Source organism: Thalassococcus lentus, from assembly GCF_028023555.1.
Taxonomy (GTDB): domain Bacteria; phylum Pseudomonadota; class Alphaproteobacteria; order Rhodobacterales; family Rhodobacteraceae; genus Thalassococcus_A; species Thalassococcus_A lentus.
On record NZ_JAQIOY010000001.1, the window covers coordinates 820,474 to 834,909 of the forward strand.

Below are 14,436 nucleotides of genomic sequence, written 5' to 3' on the forward strand. Positions count from 1 at the left end.
ACCGCGCCTTTTTGTTTGCCTTGCTCTTGGTGTGCGGGTTGATTGACGCTGTTGCCCCACTTTGCCATCGTTAGAAAAACGAAAAGGATGCACTGTGCAGCCAGCCGTCGGTTCTCTTGATCATATTGTTCTGACAGTTGCGGATATCGCCGCGACCTGTGATTTTTATCAAAGGATCATGGGGATGGTTGTAGAACCATTCACGCCGGCGGATGGGAGCCTGCGTTATGCGCTGAAGTTTGGCGTTCAGAAGATCAATCTTCACAAAGCAGGTGCGGAGTTTGAACCGAAGGCGGACAAACCCACGAAAGGGTCGGCTGATCTGTGCTTTTTGTCAGAAACCCCTTTGGATGCTTGGCTTGAACACTTGGATGCGAACGGTGTGCCGGTTGAAGACGGACCAGTGCGCCGAAGCGGGGCCAATGGTCCGATCCTGTCGGTCTACATTCGTGATCCGGATCGCAACCTGATCGAGATTTCCAACAAGGTGGAATAGCACGGACAAAATCCGCTGCTATCCACCCGCAGCGCGGCGCAGTTCGGCCATCAACTCGTCAAGAACCTTCGCGCTGCGTTCGTTGGTCAAATTTCCCTGTTCGTCCCACTGGCTGCCTGTGGCCGCGATCATCAGTTCTGGCCCGGTCAACAAAAGCGGGCGAAACGGGGTGAGACAAAGCCGCGCCATGTTTTGCGCGCGTTCGCCCCCGGCACGCCCCGCCGCAGCGGACATCAGGGCCACAGGCTTGTCACGCCATGGATTTGATCCAGTGCGGCTGAGCCAGTCCAACGCGTTTTTCAGAACGCCTGAGATCCCCTTGTTGTATTCCGGCGTGACAACAATCACAGCGTCCGAAGCCAATATTGCATCGGCCAGTTCCTGTACTTCGGCAGGAATGCCAGACCCGTTCTGGATGTCTTCATCAAACAGCGGAAATCGAAGATTTGCTTCAGTAAAACTGGCCTCCCCAAAACGCCGCACAGCTTCGTGCATCAACAACCGATTGGTCGAAGCCGATCGTAAGGATCCGCAAAGTCCGACGAGTTTCAGGGTGGACATTGGGTGCCTCCGTACGTGTTACAATGATTGTGACATAGCTACGGTCTTACACGCGCTTGGCAAGAGGGTGCGTGTCGCAATGGCAGGCAAAAGAAAAGCGCCGGGACTTTGCCCCGGCGCTGAACGTCGCGAACCGCTTAGGGTGTTACGCGTTTGGAAGGATCACGATCTCAACCCGGCGGTTTTGCGCTTTGCCTTCCGGCGTCAGGTTTGTCGCGATGGGCTGGTCTTCGCCGCGCCCAATGACGGACAGGCGCGAAGACGGCACGCCTTCGTTGCGCAGAACATCTGCGACAGAGGCCGCCCGGCGTTGCGACAGGTCGAGGTTGAAGGCAGCGTCACCATCGCTGTCGGTATGGCCGATCACCTGCGCCGTCGTATCAGGGTAAGCAAGAAGGCTTGCACCCACATCGCGCAGATCAGAGACCAGCGTAGGCCGCAGTTCTGCACTGCCTGTTGCGAACAGGATATCCTGCGGCATAGTCACGATCAGGCGGTCGCCCGTGTTGCGGATGGTGGCGTCTGATCCAAGCTGCTGGCGCAGTTCGGCCTCTTGCTTGTCCAATTGGTTGCCAATGGCGGCACCGGCGGCTGCCCCGACCAATGCGCCCGCGACAGTCGCGCGGTTGCGTTCGCCGCGATCATCACCACCAGCCAACCGGCCGGTGATCGCGCCAAGACCTGCGCCGATCAGCGCGCCTTGTTTTGCCTGGCGATTTGGATCGCTGTCATCAAAGATTGGACCGGTGGTGCAGGCGGAAAGCCCGACCAATGCGACCACGGAAAATAGGAATGGGGATTTTGCCCGCATCGTTGTGAACCTCATAGGTTGTTGCCCCTTTTTGATGGGGTTTTACTGCTTGATATGCAAAAACATGAGGCTTTCCGCGTGCAATGTCACGGGGAAATCGGCAGTTTGGCGCCCAACCCGATCACGAATGCGCGGGATTATGCCTCTTTGCGAGCTGCTTCCCAGGCCAGGATCGCGCGCTTGACGGGCAAACCCCAGTGATAACCGCCCAGTCCGCCAGATTTGCGCAATGCTCTGTGGCAGGGAATAAGATAGCTGATCGGATTGCGCCCGACGGCTGTTCCAACCGCGCGAACGGCACGCGGATGACCAATGGATTGGGCGATTTCGGAATAGGTCGTGACCTGTCCGGACGGTATCTGCATCAGGGCTTCCCAAACTTTGATCTGAAACGGCGCGCCGATCATGTGCAAAGACACCTCGCCCGAATGCAGCCCGAAGGCCGCGTCTACCCAGGGCTTCAACGGAGCTGCGTCTTCGACATAGGTGGCGTTGGGCCAGCGACTGCACAAATCCCGCATGGCTTCCTCTGGGCCGCTTTCAGACGAAAAGGCAATCCCGCACAGACCCTTTTCTGTTCCCATGACTAGCGCTGGACCGAAAGGGCTATCGAACCAGCCCCAGCGGATACAAAGCCCGCGGCCACCTTTTGCAAATTCTCCGGGGCTCATGGCTTCCCAGCGCATGAAAAGATCATGTAGGCGGCCGCCTCCGGAAAGCCCGGTTTCATGAGCGGTTTCCAAGGTGGTGAACCGGTCTCGCAAGAGTGCCTTGGCGTGACCCAGTGTCAGGTATTGCTGATATCGTTTCGGGCTGACCCCGGCCCATCTGGTGAAAAGGCGCTGAAAGTGTGCCGGACTCATACCGATTTCAGCGGCCAGATCATCAAGGCTCGCGGCTGGGCCAAGTTCATCGACGGCGTCAATGGCGCGTCGCATGACGTTGAAATGGTAGCCTTGGGATTGCTCGGTCATTGCGGGTCTCCTGTGGTGATCCCAGACCTAGCCGCTCGCCTCGCGTCAGGCGACCCGTTTCTTGCGCAACAACGAGCGATGCAGTTCGGCAAGTGCGCGCGCCTCGCGCAGTGTTAGGCAGGGGCGGATTGCGCTGCGTGGCTGATGCAAGCGTCGCCGTTTCGGGATCAGGCATTTGGGGGTATTGAGCGCGGTCTCAGACCAGATCCCGGCGGAACCGACAAGCTGATGGGACGCGGTGCTGATGTGCACGAACGAAATCGGACGCCGCACAACTTTAATTCCGGGCCACCCGACTAGGGCGCAGGCGGGCACCAGCACCTCAGGCTCTGCGAACATCAGTTGAGCCGCGGCAGAAGGCAGCAATATGCGATGCAACCACGACACTGTTATGTCGCGCCGCGGCAGCCCAAAACCCAGCGCGCCCTTTGCAATACGAATGCCGCGTTGGTTGCCGGTTCCATTGCCATCAAAGCGATAGAGGCCCTGCACGCGATGGACCGCGCCATCGCGCCCCATCAACAACGAGCGATCCGAAAGGGCGCCAGCGGGCACTGCCCCTTGTGTGGTGTTGATGGGGCAGTGCGTGTCAAAGCACAGCACCGATGAATAACTATTGTAGGCCAGTTTTCCGCTGTCGGGCATATCGGTGTAGCTACTCGTTGGATAGGCTTCACCCGGTTCCATATCGAAGGTAGAAAAATAGCCGACAAGAATGCCGTCGATCTCTATCTCATCTACGTATTCGGTACTGCCGCCCGCAGTCGCGGTGTAGTACCCTTCGATATATACCTGAGCGGGGCCAACCACTGTGCCGTCAGGATAGGTGACGGTCGCAACCTGATTGGTGTCATTGCCAATTTCATCGCTGACCGGCGCAGTGCCATTGTCGCCGTCAAAGAAATCGTCATCGTCGGTTATTTCAACCTTGATGCGGTCTGTCTTGTAGTCGAAGTCCGCATCAAGCCACAGGCTGCCTGATCCACTGTCGAAGACCAGGGAGTCGGTGCTGTATCCATAGATTACGTAGGTTGCCATTTGCGCGCCGTTTTATTTGCGCAAAGTCATAGCCACTGAGGGTAAACACGAGGTTCACAGCCGTCTTGCCCCGAACTTTCAAAACAGGCACAAGATGCCCATGAGCAAACCCGCAAAGCAGCTAGACTACCATACGATCCGAGAGATCTTTTCACGTTTTCGGGCCGCTGAGGCGGAACCCAAAGGCGAATTGAACCATGTGAACGCCTACACATTGGTGGTTGCTGTGGCACTCAGTGCGCAGGCCACGGATGCCGGCGTGAACAAGGCCACTGAAAAGCTGTTCCAGATCGCTGACACACCGGAAAAGATGCTGGCGCTTGGCGAAGAGGGTGTCATAGAGCACATCAAGACGATTGGCCTGTTTCGGAATAAAGCCAAAAATGTCATCAAGCTGAGCCGCATTCTGGTGGACGACTACGGTGGCGAGGTGCCGTGCAGCCGCGCCGCACTGGAAAGCCTGCCGGGTGTGGGCCGCAAGACGGCGAATGTGGTTCTCAACATGTGGTGGGGTCATCCGTCGCAGGCCGTTGACACCCATATTTTCAGGGTTGGCAACCGCTCTGGGATTTGTCCCGGCAAGGACGTTGTCGCGGTTGAACGGGCGATCGAGGATCACATCCCCGTCGATTTTCAGCACCATGCCCATCACTGGCTCATCCTGCACGGTCGCTATATCTGCGTGGCGCGCAAACCAAAGTGTAAGGCCTGTCTGATCGCGGACCTGTGCCAATTCAAGGAAAAGACGGAATGAAGAAATATCAGGTGATCGGCATCGGCAACGCAGTTGTTGATGTGATTAGTCGTGCCGACGACAGCTTTCTCGAGCACATGGGCATTGAAAAAGGGATCATGCAACTGGTTGAGCGTGACCGCGCCGAGGTGCTCTACGGCGCCATGGAAGGCCGCGTGCAAACGCCGGGTGGATCGGTTGCCAACACGATTGCGGGCGTTGGTGGTTTGGGTTTGCGCTCTGCCTTTATCGGCCGCGTGCATGATGATGCCTTGGGCCGCTTCTATGCCGAAGCGATGGAAAAAGACGGCATTGATTTCGTCAACGCTCCGGTTCCGGGCGGCGATCTGCCAACGTCACGCAGCATGATTTTTGTTTCGCCAGATGGCGAACGGTCGATGAACACTTACCTTGGTATTTCTGCGGATCTCGGACCCGAAGATGTGAGCGCCGAAGTGGCAGGTGAGGCCGAGATCGTCTTTTTGGAAGGTTATCTGTTCGATAAACCAAAGGGAAAAGAAGCGTTCCTGCGTGCTGCGCGCACCTGTCGGGCTGCAGGCGGCAAGGCCGGGATCGCGATTTCGGATCCCTTCTGCGTTGAACGGCACCGGGACGACTTTCTGACCCTGATCGAAAACGAACTGGACTACGTGATCGGCAACGAAGCCGAGATTTGTTCGTTGTATCAGAACAACGATCTGGATGCGGATCTTGCTGCTGTGTCGGCGATCTGCCCCTTGGTCGTTTGCACCCGTTCCGGTGATGGCGTGACCATCATCGCGGACGGCGTTCGAACAGGCGTGCCGGTCGATAAGGTTGTACCGGTTGATGCCACCGGAGCCGGTGATCAGTTTGCCGCCGGGTTCCTATATGGTCTGGCGACCGGGGCCGACATGGCAACCGCAGGCAAAATGGGTTGCGTGGCAGCGGCTGAAGTTATCAGTCACATCGGCCCGCGGCCCGAAGCCAACATGCAGCAATTGTTCAAACGCGAAGGACTGGTTTGACAGGATCCTTGGTCAGCGCGTGTCAAACTTGGCGCTGCGCTGACCGAAACGGATGTCAGCTTTTCTTGATCCGGTTCACATGACCCATTTTGCGTCCCGCTTTGGCTTCGGCCTTGCCATAAAGGTGCAGGGCGCAATCGCCTGACGACGCCAGTTCCGAAACGCGCTCCAGATCGCTCCCGATCAGATTTTCCATCACCACATCCGCATGACGCGCGCCATCGCCAAGCGGCCAGCCGACCACGGCGCGGATGTGCTGTTCGAATTGATCCACAACACAGCCGTTCTGGGTCCAATGACCCGAGTTGTGAACGCGCGGCGCGATTTCGTTTACGACCAGACCTTGGGCTGTCACGAACAGTTCGACGCCCATGACGCCGACATAATCCAGTGCATTCAGAATTTTGGCCGCGATCAACACTGCATCGCTGCGAAGGCGCGCGGGTACGTTGGCCGGGACTGTCGTTGTTCTGAGGATTCCGCCTTCGTGGACGTTTTCACCTGGGTCGAATGCAGAGACCTGACCATCCTGCGACCGGGCAGCAATAACGGAAATTTCGGCACTGAAGTTCACGAAGCCTTCGAGGATCGCGGGCGCCCCTTGCATGTCGGCCAGCGCGGTTTCGGCATCAGGGGCTTGCATGATCCGGGCCTGACCTTTGCCGTCATAGCCAAAACGCCGGGTTTTCAGAATGCCGGGCACACCGATCTGGTCGATCGCTTTGCTAAGCTCATCAGCAGTTTCGACCGCTGCAAAGGGCGCAACCTGAAGGCCCAGCTCGGACAGATAGGTTTTTTCAATCATTCGATCCTGAGACACGCGCAGCGCTTCCCGCCCCGGATAGATGGGCCGCATGGATTCGAGCAGGTCCAAGGCCGAGGTCGGTATGTTCTCGAACTCATACGTGATGACATCCACGGCGTCGGCAAAGGCTCTGAGCGCTGTTTCGTCGTCATAGGACGCTGTCGTGACGGCATCCGCGACATGGCCCGCAGGTGGATTGGCGCCTGGTTCAAAGATGTGGCTGCGATAGCCAAGACGCGCAGCGGCAACCGAAAGCATACGGCCAAGCTGACCGCCGCCAAGAATACCAATCACGGCACCAGAGGGGAGAGGATTTGTCATCACAGGGTTCCTTCGCTCAGTGGCGCCTGTTTGCGGTCTGGGGCGTCGCGGATCAAGATCAAAAGCGATGCATCAGGGCCGCGCCGGCTCAGCGGGCCAGTACAGCTGCCGTCCCTATGGTTTCGTCATCGCGCAGGGCCTTGAGCACATAGTCCGCAACATCCGCGCGGCTGATCATGCCCATACGCCAGTCTTTGGGATCGGTCAGCACGCGGTATTTTCCGGATGCTTTGTTGTTCGTCAGAACTGTTGGCCGAACGAGTGTCCAGCGCAGAGCAGATTCCTTGATGATCTGCTCTTGCTTGGTTTTGTCGCGATAAGGCTGTGAAAAGACGATCTTGTGTCCGACCCTTTCAACGCTCGACAGGGATTGGGCGCTATCGCCCGCACCAATTCCGGTGATGCAGATCAGGCGCGACGGTCCATCGCGTTCCATCAAGGGCACCAATGCAGCGGTCGCATCCGAAAAGAGCGTCACCTTTTTCCAGAGCATTGCGACGGTTTCCCGAATGCCAAGCGCCATGACAACCGCGTCGACGCCTTGCAAAGCTTTCTCCAGATCGGCTGCGCGGGTCGCATCACCCGCGAAGGGCTCAAGCCCTTGGGCCGGGTCCATCGTGTCGGCAGTCCGCGACATCGCGCGAACGCTATGGCCCGCCTCCAGAGCGGCCAGTGTAACGGCCTTACCGATTCCGCGGCTGGCACCAATAACCAGAATATGCATCCCAAACTCCTACTTTCGCGCTGAAAACCGCCTTTGGTTCAACCATAACTTGACCCGCGCTGGGCAAAAGGCCAGTTATCGCCATGAGCAGATCCCGTGGATGATCCAAGAGGCCAATGATGCCCAAAGCCACCTCTCCCGCGCCTTTCGCGCCTTACGAATGGATGATCGCCTGGCGATATCTGGGTGCCCGTCGTTCCGAGGGCGGCGTGTCCGTGATGACGTGGATCAGTTTGATCGGGATTGCGCTTGCCGTGTTCGCACTGATCGCCACCTTGTCTGTCCGCGCCGGTTTCAGGGCTGAATTCGTCGATACGATCCTCGGCGCAAACGCGCATGTGACCGTTTATCATATGCAGCGCACCGACGAAGCGGGCCGCCAGACAAGAACATTGCCTGATTATACGGCAATGGCGGATCGTGTACGCACAGTCGAAGGCGTCGAGCGCGTTGCGCCATTGGTCAAGGGTCAGGTCATGGCCAATGCCAATGAACGCAATGCCGGTGTCGAGGTCTTTGGCATTGCGAAAGATGATCTCGCCGGTATCCGCCGCGTGGCTGATCCTGATACCGCGCGCGGCAGTCTGGAAATGTTCGAACAAGGCATCGCATTGGGTTCGGGTGTCGCGCAGCTGCTGGGGGTAGGCTTGGGCGACAGCGTCAAGCTGATCTCGCCGAACGGGGTGAAGACGGCCTTTGGGGTCAGTCCGAGGGTCAAAGCCTATGAAGTGACCTACATCTTTACGGCGGGCCGATACGATATCGACAGAACACGGATCTATATGCCGTTCGAAGAAGCCCAGCTTTATTTCAATCGAGAAGGCGTCGCTGACGAACTCGAAGTCATCATCACAGAACCCGAAGCGGTTCAGAAGTTTGAAACTGCGATCGCGCAGGCGGCGGGGGCTGGCGCATTGATCTGGACATGGCGCGATGCGTCTGGCGGGTTTCTGCGTGCGCTGGATATCGAAGACAACGTCATGTTCGTGATCTTGTCAGTGCTGGTATTGATCGCTGCGATGAACATCGTGTCGGGCTTGATCATGCTGGTCAAAAACAAGGGGCGCGATATCGGGATATTGAGAACCATGGGATTGACCGAAGGCGCCGTCTTGCGGGTCTTCTTCATATGCGGCGCGTTCACCGGCATTATTGGTACAGCGGCTGGCGTGATCCTGGGCTGTCTGTTCGCAGTCTATATCGACCCGATTTTTGCGATGGTGAACTACTTCTCGGGGGGTGGTGTCTGGGATCCATCGATACGCGGGATCTATGCGCTGCCTGCCAAATTGCAGCTGGCCGACGTCATCTCGGCTGTTGCGCTGTCGTTGGGTCTTTCGTTTGTCGTAACGATCTTTCCCGCGCGACGTGCGGCACGCATGAACCCGGTGGAGGCGCTTCGCTATGAGTGATCCAGTGCTGCGTCTGGCAGGAATCGAAAAAGCCTACAATCCCGGCAAACCGAACGAAGTGCATGTGCTGCGCGGCGTGGATCTGACGGTTGCCCGTGGCGAAGTCGTGGCTCTGGTTGCGCCGTCCGGCGCGGGCAAGTCGACACTTTTGCATATTGCCGGACTGCTTGATGCACCCGACAAAGGAAGCGTCGAAATCGGTGGTGAAGCAATGCAGGGGCGATCAGATCGTCGCCGTACAGCAACGCGGCGGTCTAAGGTCGGTTTTGTCTATCAGTTCCATCATTTGCTACCGGAATTCTCGGCGCTCGAGAACGTGATGCTGCCGCAACTGGCCAACGGCATTTCCAGGCGCGCTGCCAAAACACGCGCGCAAGAGCTTTTGACCAGCGTTGGCATCGCGGAGCGTGCAGACCATCGCCCGGCAGCCTTGTCAGGAGGCGAACAGCAGCGTGTCGCGTTTTGTCGGGCCATGGCCAATGCGCCCCGCCTTCTGCTCGCGGATGAACCAACAGGAAATCTTGATCCCAAAACATCGGATCGTGTCTTTGACGCGCTGATGGCCTTGGTTCGGGAAACCGGATTATCGGCTCTGATCGCGACCCATAACCTTGAGCTTGCCGCCCGAATGGACCGCCAATTGAAAATGGATCAGGGCCAATTGTCCGAGCTTTAGGCGATTGGTTTTGTCGATTGACACCATTTCCTCGATTTTGCCTCAAATTCTCCTCGATTGATGAATAGCCGTTGCCCAAAGTTTAATGAGGTGACCTATGGGTATGGAACTGATCATTCTGTTGATTGGCGCAATGCCATTTCTGGCAATTGCTGCGGCTCCGTCCGAAACAGATGAAGGTTTGGATGAACTCCGCGAAAACGCAGAAGATGCGTTGGAAGATGTCCTTGGCCCCGTCGATGGTGAAAGCGGAGAGGCTGTTGGCGCGGGTATTCTAGATGCAGTCTTTGGTCCTGCGTCTTTGGATGATGAAGGCGATGATACGTCAGGCACCGGTGATGACACGACCGGCACGGGCGATGACACCACAGGCACAGGTGACGACACGACTGGCACGGGCGACGACACCGCCGGTACAGGCGACGACACAACCGGCACAGGCGATGATACCACTGGCACCGGCGACGATACCACGGGTAGCGATTCCGACACCATCTCAGGGTCGGTGGATGCCGATACGCTGACGGGCACTGATGGCAACGAAACTATCGACGGGTTCGCTGGTGCGGATGCGATTTCGGGCGGCGCGGGTGATGATCAGTTGTTTGGCGGTCTGGATAATGACACACTCAGTGGTGATCTGGGTATGGACACTCTCGAAGGCGGCGCAGGCGTTGACAGCTTGAACGGCGGTGAGGGGGATGATGTCTTGCTTGGTGGTACTGAAGGCGATGCGCTTCAGGGTGCCTTTGGCGATGACACTCTGGAAGGCGGCGCAGGCGCCGACCTTTTGCAGGGCAGCGCAGGCAATGACGTTTTATTTGGTGGAACAAACACACCAGGCGATACGGATTCTGATACGCTGGATGGCGGTACAGGAGAAGACACCCTCTACCTTGATGCCGGGGACGTCGGCACTGGCGGTATGGATGCGGACAGCTTCTTTATTGATGGCAACGCCACGATCACGGATTTCAACGTAGCAGAAGACATGCTGATGGTCCGTTATCCGGGCGGCGATGCGCCGACAGTCACCTCGCAAGTCGTGGGTGCCAACGGTGTCGAACTGACACTGTCAGAAGGTACAGTCGTGACCTTGACCGGATTGACGGCTGAAGTCCCTGCCGAGCGCATTGTCTTTGTAGATACGACAGCAACCTGACGCTTTCAGACTTGAGACTACAGGGCCCGGGCAATACGCTCGGGCCTTGCGCGTTTCAGCGTCCCAATCACAATGCCTCGATCAGGAGCGTCCATGCCAATCCTTTCCGTATCCGAAATTGAACGCTTGTCCGTTGCTGCGTTGGAGCGCCATGGCGCCGAGCCCGCGATCGCAGCCGAGATGGCGCGCGCCGTCGCTTGGGCCGAGGCGCGAGGCAACAGGATTTGCGGGCTCTATTACCTCGAGAGTTACTGCCTTCAGTTGGAGTCTGGTCGGGTGAACGGAACAGCCCGCCCCGTCGTTAACCGAGCGCGGGCTTCTGAAATCCGTGTGGATGCAGATGCAGGTTTTGCACAAACCGCCTTTGCGCAGGCCCTTCCTGCGGGCTTGGAAGCGGCGCGCGAAACTGGGATGGCAAGCGTGGCACTGTATAATGCCCACACATGTACAGCACTGGGTTATTTCACCGAAGCCGCAGCCAAAGCTGGAATGCTGGCTTTTGGCCTGACCAATGCGTCCCCCATTGTAGCCCCGCCCGGCGGCAAAACCCGTGTCATCGGAACCAACCCGATTTCTTTTGCGGTGCCAGACGGACAGGGCGGCGTGGCAATGCTGTTCGATCAATCCACGACAACCGTTGCACTGGGCAAGATAACCATGGCCAAGGCGGCAGGCGAAACCATTCCGGAGGGATGGGCAATCGATGCTGATGGCAACGCCACCACCGACCCCGAAGCGGCGCTGGGCGGGTCGCTGACCTCGTCCGGTGGCTACAAGGGCTGGGGTCTTGGTCTCATGGCTGAGATCCTTGCATCCTGCTTGGGCGGTGGTCGTCTGAGCCGCGATATCAAGCCGCTCAAAGCACCGGAAGGAGAGCCGCATCAGATCGGGCAGTATTTCATCCTGATCGATCCCAGCGAAAGCAGCGGCTTTCATGAACGGTTGTCTCAACTCGCGGCTTTTGTGGGTGAGGACGAAGGGTGCCGCATGCCCGGTCGCGGTCGTCAACCAGAAGACAGTGTTGAGGTGCCACAGGCCGTACAGGATCAACTGCTGGCGCTGGCCGGGCAGTAACGGCCGTTCACGCAAACGTTTGTGCCGAGGAAAAACAGACAGGCTACTTCTTTGTTACGATTCAAAGGAGTGCCTGTAATGTCTTTTCGTTTGTCCACGGCTGTTGCCCTATGCTTCTCTCTTGCCGCCACTGCCGTTTCTGCAGGATCGGTCGCGTTTGACAGGAATTGGAAAAAGCAGGGGTTCTCGCTGTTTTCCGGGAACAGCTATGGCTATGGCGGCAATACACTTAGCGTGGACTCGGATGGCGCTGTGTCTCTGACGTACCGCGCATTGCCACAAAGCTTTTGGCCCAAGCACAAGGCGCAGTGGTCGTGGTCCGTGTCAGAAGGTGTGCCGGCCACCGACCTGACCCGCAAGGGTGGCGACGACCGCAATCTTGCGATGTATTTCGTGTTCTTGCCCGAGGCTGAGGCACAGCGCGTTCAGGGCGGCAATATCCGGCAGTTGTTGCGCAGTGATAATGCACGGGTTCTGGTCTACGTCTGGGGCGGCGCCCACAAACGAGGGGCGGTCTTGCCCAGCCCTTATCTGGGCGCGCGGGGCAAGACGGTTGTCTTGCGGCCTTCAGGGAACGGCAATGCAAACGAAAACGTCGATCTTGCCAAGGATTTCAAACGCGCCTTTGGTGGTCAGGCCCCGGCATTGGTTGGTTTGGCTGTTTCGGGTGATAGCGATGACACCAATAGCAGGATCATGGCCTCAATCAGTGGTCTTCGACTGAACTAGACGTGTCAGCCTGACGGATCACGCGCGCTGCGTGATCCAGACACCAACTGCCATGACAGCAATGCCCGTTGCCCGGGTCAGGCTGAGTGGACTGATGCGTGCCCCGAACAGGCCGAAATGATCGATGGCAGCGGCGCTGATCAATTGGCCAAGAAGGACGAAGAAAACGGCATTCCCCACTCCGAACCGTGGGGCAATGATCGTCACCGAGAGCACATAAAACGCAACCAGCAGTCCGCCCAGATACAGATGTTTGGGTGCTGTCCCCAACTTGGTCATGCCCTGCGCCCCGGTGCCGACCCAGACCAGCGCGCTGGCTGTCAACGCGACACAAAACAAGATCATGGCCGCTGCCATGGGCGATCCAAGCTTGATCCCAAGGGCAGCATTGAGCGCGGCCAGCAGGGGAATCCCGATGCCGGCCAGCAACATGATGACAGCGTAATGAGCCATGAGTCTTCCCGATCAGTTGCTTGAGGGAGGCACGAAGAAGGTAGCGCTGGCGGCAGCCACTTCTTTGCCCGAAGGGTCGCTGAATAGTCTTGCCTCAGCAAACATGAGAGCGCGGCCGGCGCGGATCACACGCGCTTCGCAGCGAACCAGATCACCTCGCGCGGCGGTCAGGAAGCGGGTTTCCAGATTGGTTGTGGCAACGGGCTGGAATGCATCGAGATGCCCAATACAAGCAAAGACCATCGAGGTGTCGGCCAACGTAGCGAGCGCTTGGCCACAGACGATGTTGCCAACACGCGCGATGTCTGGGGTGATCGGAATTTCCAAAGTGGCGCCAGATTGATCCAGCGCAGAAATGCGTGGTTTGAGTGCCAGCACCCAAGGTGCGAAATTGTCGTGCAGCAGAGTTTGTGCGTCTTCGACCCGCATCCTGTTCCCTCAGATCCATTGCAGTGTGCCCAGCATGACGCGCGTGGCCTTGGCTGTCACCTGCATATGATACAAATCAAGGCGTGCATCGCTTTGCGCGTCACACTGGTCCTGCGAAATACGAACAGGAGCAGAAATGAAGTACATGGTGATCGGGTATCTCGTGCTAGCGTCCGGCTGTGCAGAACAGAGTTTGCAGGACAGCCAAACCGACAACGGAAGAGCTTTGTTCGCGCAACATTGCGCCGCTTGCCATGGAACGGGTGGGCGCGGAGACGGCGCGTTGGCGCCGCAATTGCCAGTCGCTCCGGCTGATCTGACCCTTTTGTCGCGCTCCGCGGGTGGTCAATTCCCGCGCGACAGTGTCATGACGCAGATTTATGGCTACCCCGGCCGCTTTCACCGTGGTTTGATGCCAGAGTTCGGCCCGGTTTTGGAAGGCCCCATGATCGACTACGAAAGGGCTGATGGCACAACCGTGCAAACACCAAAGGCGCTGGTTGCGATCGCGCGGCACCTTGAGAACATCCAGCGCTAGTGAATAGGGCTTGCGCGTCAGCGCAGCGCTTGTCACCAAGATGCGAAGCAGAAGGAGCAGACCAATGCACGGATATATCGTTGCGGCCGCTGGCGCCGCAGGAATGCTGGCCTTGGCCGGATGCATGGAAGCAGAGATGCCTGTTGCACAGGATGGTCAGGGCTTGTTCATGGAGAATTGCGCTGTCTGTCATGGTGCAAATGGAAAAGGGGATGGGGAATTGGCGCGCGGTATGGCCAAAGCCCCAGCCGATCTGACACTGATCGCCTTGCGGAACGGCGACAGCTTTCCAAGAGCGAAGGTGATGTCGACCATCGACGGCTATGCAAAATCAGATATGTCCGGCCCCGGCATGCCTGAGTTCGGTGATTTGCTCAGCGGCGATCTCGTTCCATTCGACTCCGGTGATGGTTTGCAAACGCCGACGCCGCGCAAACTGGTGGCGTTGCTCGAATACATCGAGAGCATTCAACAAGAACGATAAAAGCGGCTG

At 57.9% G+C, this 14,436-nt stretch carries 19 protein-coding genes; 10 read left to right on the forward strand and 9 right to left on the reverse strand.

Annotated features, from left to right (window positions below; translation table 11 throughout):
• Nucleotides 1-94: 94 nt before the first annotated feature.
• Nucleotides 95-496: a VOC family protein gene (locus PFY00_RS03990; protein ID WP_271431208.1), complete on the forward strand. Its 402-nt coding sequence runs from the start codon at nucleotides 95-97 to the stop codon at nucleotides 494-496.
• Between the two features lie 18 nt (nucleotides 497-514).
• On the opposite strand, the gene PFY00_RS03995 is transcribed toward PFY00_RS03990, so the two are convergent.
• From PFY00_RS03995 to PFY00_RS04010, 4 genes are all read right to left on the reverse strand, one after another.
• Nucleotides 515-1,057 (reverse strand): NADPH-dependent FMN reductase, encoded by a 543-nt coding sequence (locus PFY00_RS03995; RefSeq protein WP_271431209.1) that lies wholly within the window; start codon nucleotides 1,055-1,057, stop codon nucleotides 515-517.
• Between the two features lie 145 nt (nucleotides 1,058-1,202).
• Nucleotides 1,203-1,883, reverse strand: a complete 681-nt coding sequence (locus tag PFY00_RS04000) for an OmpA family protein (protein WP_271431210.1) — start codon at nucleotides 1,881-1,883, stop codon at nucleotides 1,203-1,205.
• A gap of 122 nt (nucleotides 1,884-2,005) precedes the next feature.
• On the reverse strand, nucleotides 2,006-2,842 hold the full coding sequence (locus PFY00_RS04005) for a bifunctional helix-turn-helix domain-containing protein/methylated-DNA--[protein]-cysteine S-methyltransferase (RefSeq protein ID WP_271431211.1): 837 nt from the start codon (nucleotides 2,840-2,842) through the stop codon (nucleotides 2,006-2,008).
• 45 nt (nucleotides 2,843-2,887) lie between these two features.
• Complete coding sequence (locus tag PFY00_RS04010) at nucleotides 2,888-3,880, reverse strand: Hint domain-containing protein (protein ID WP_271431212.1); 993 nt, start codon at nucleotides 3,878-3,880, stop codon at nucleotides 2,888-2,890.
• Nucleotides 3,881-3,980: 100 nt separating this feature from the next.
• Here PFY00_RS04010 and nth point away from each other — a divergent pair, with 100 nt between their 5' ends.
• Both nth and PFY00_RS04020 read left to right on the forward strand, forming a co-directional pair.
• Nucleotides 3,981-4,634 carry an endonuclease III gene (gene nth / locus PFY00_RS04015; protein WP_271431213.1) on the forward strand — a complete coding sequence of 218 codons (654 nt, stop codon included), beginning with the start codon at nucleotides 3,981-3,983 and terminating at the stop codon, nucleotides 4,632-4,634.
• The gene (locus PFY00_RS04020; protein WP_271431214.1) at nucleotides 4,631-5,620 is read left to right on the forward strand and encodes an adenosine kinase; all 990 of its coding nucleotides are present in this window, start codon (nucleotides 4,631-4,633) and stop codon (nucleotides 5,618-5,620) included. Before nth ends, PFY00_RS04020 begins: the two co-directional genes overlap by 4 nt.
• A 55-nt stretch (nucleotides 5,621-5,675) precedes the next feature.
• On the opposite strand, the gene PFY00_RS04025 is transcribed toward PFY00_RS04020, so the two are convergent.
• Together PFY00_RS04025 and PFY00_RS04030 are read right to left on the reverse strand one after the other, a co-directional pair.
• Nucleotides 5,676-6,746 (reverse strand): 5-(carboxyamino)imidazole ribonucleotide synthase, encoded by a 1,071-nt coding sequence (locus tag PFY00_RS04025; RefSeq protein ID WP_271431215.1) that lies wholly within the window; start codon nucleotides 6,744-6,746, stop codon nucleotides 5,676-5,678.
• An 88-nt stretch (nucleotides 6,747-6,834) separates the two neighbouring features.
• A complete protein-coding gene (locus PFY00_RS04030) occupies nucleotides 6,835-7,470 on the reverse strand; it encodes an NAD(P)-dependent oxidoreductase (protein WP_271431216.1) in 636 nt (211 codons plus the stop codon).
• 116 nt (nucleotides 7,471-7,586) lie between these two features.
• Here PFY00_RS04030 and PFY00_RS04035 point away from each other — a divergent pair, with 116 nt between their 5' ends.
• From PFY00_RS04035 to PFY00_RS04055, 5 genes are all read left to right on the forward strand, one after another.
• On the forward strand, nucleotides 7,587-8,882 hold the full coding sequence (locus PFY00_RS04035) for a lipoprotein-releasing ABC transporter permease subunit (RefSeq protein WP_408648437.1): 1,296 nt from the start codon (nucleotides 7,587-7,589) through the stop codon (nucleotides 8,880-8,882).
• Nucleotides 8,875-9,558, forward strand: coding sequence for an ABC transporter ATP-binding protein (locus PFY00_RS04040; protein ID WP_271431218.1), 684 nt, complete (start codon nucleotides 8,875-8,877; stop codon nucleotides 9,556-9,558). The genes PFY00_RS04035 and PFY00_RS04040 overlap by 8 nt, the downstream gene beginning before the upstream one ends.
• Nucleotides 9,559-9,655: 97 nt before the next feature.
• Complete coding sequence (locus PFY00_RS04045; protein WP_271431219.1) at nucleotides 9,656-10,720, forward strand: calcium-binding protein; 1,065 nt, start codon at nucleotides 9,656-9,658, stop codon at nucleotides 10,718-10,720.
• A 93-nt stretch (nucleotides 10,721-10,813) separates the two neighbouring features.
• Nucleotides 10,814-11,794 carry an Ldh family oxidoreductase gene (locus tag PFY00_RS04050; RefSeq protein ID WP_271431220.1) on the forward strand — a complete coding sequence of 327 codons (981 nt, stop codon included), beginning with the start codon at nucleotides 10,814-10,816 and terminating at the stop codon, nucleotides 11,792-11,794.
• A 78-nt stretch (nucleotides 11,795-11,872) separates the two neighbouring features.
• Nucleotides 11,873-12,523 (forward strand): DUF3047 domain-containing protein, encoded by a 651-nt coding sequence (locus tag PFY00_RS04055; RefSeq protein WP_271431221.1) that lies wholly within the window; start codon nucleotides 11,873-11,875, stop codon nucleotides 12,521-12,523.
• Nucleotides 12,524-12,541: 18 nt separating this feature from the next.
• Here the strand turns inward: PFY00_RS04055 and PFY00_RS04060 are convergent, their stop codons facing one another.
• From PFY00_RS04060 to PFY00_RS04070, 3 genes are read right to left on the reverse strand one after another with little or no spacing between them, the layout of a single operon-like run.
• Nucleotides 12,542-12,976, reverse strand: a complete 435-nt coding sequence (locus PFY00_RS04060) for a DMT family transporter (RefSeq protein WP_271431222.1) — start codon at nucleotides 12,974-12,976, stop codon at nucleotides 12,542-12,544.
• Nucleotides 12,977-12,988: 12 nt separating this feature from the next.
• Complete coding sequence (locus PFY00_RS04065; protein ID WP_271431223.1) at nucleotides 12,989-13,405, reverse strand: PaaI family thioesterase; 417 nt, start codon at nucleotides 13,403-13,405, stop codon at nucleotides 12,989-12,991.
• A 9-nt stretch (nucleotides 13,406-13,414) separates the two neighbouring features.
• On the reverse strand, nucleotides 13,415-13,552 hold the full coding sequence (locus PFY00_RS04070) for a hypothetical protein (protein ID WP_271431224.1): 138 nt from the start codon (nucleotides 13,550-13,552) through the stop codon (nucleotides 13,415-13,417).
• Between PFY00_RS04070 and PFY00_RS04075 the strand changes: the two genes are divergently transcribed.
• The gene (locus PFY00_RS04075) at nucleotides 13,542-13,943 is read left to right on the forward strand and encodes a c-type cytochrome (RefSeq protein WP_271431225.1); all 402 of its coding nucleotides are present in this window, start codon (nucleotides 13,542-13,544) and stop codon (nucleotides 13,941-13,943) included. The genes PFY00_RS04070 and PFY00_RS04075 overlap by 11 nt on opposite strands.
• A 64-nt stretch (nucleotides 13,944-14,007) precedes the next feature.
• Nucleotides 14,008-14,427: a c-type cytochrome gene (locus tag PFY00_RS04080; protein ID WP_271431226.1), complete on the forward strand. Its 420-nt coding sequence runs from the start codon at nucleotides 14,008-14,010 to the stop codon at nucleotides 14,425-14,427.
• Nucleotides 14,428-14,436: the final 9 nt, after the last annotated feature.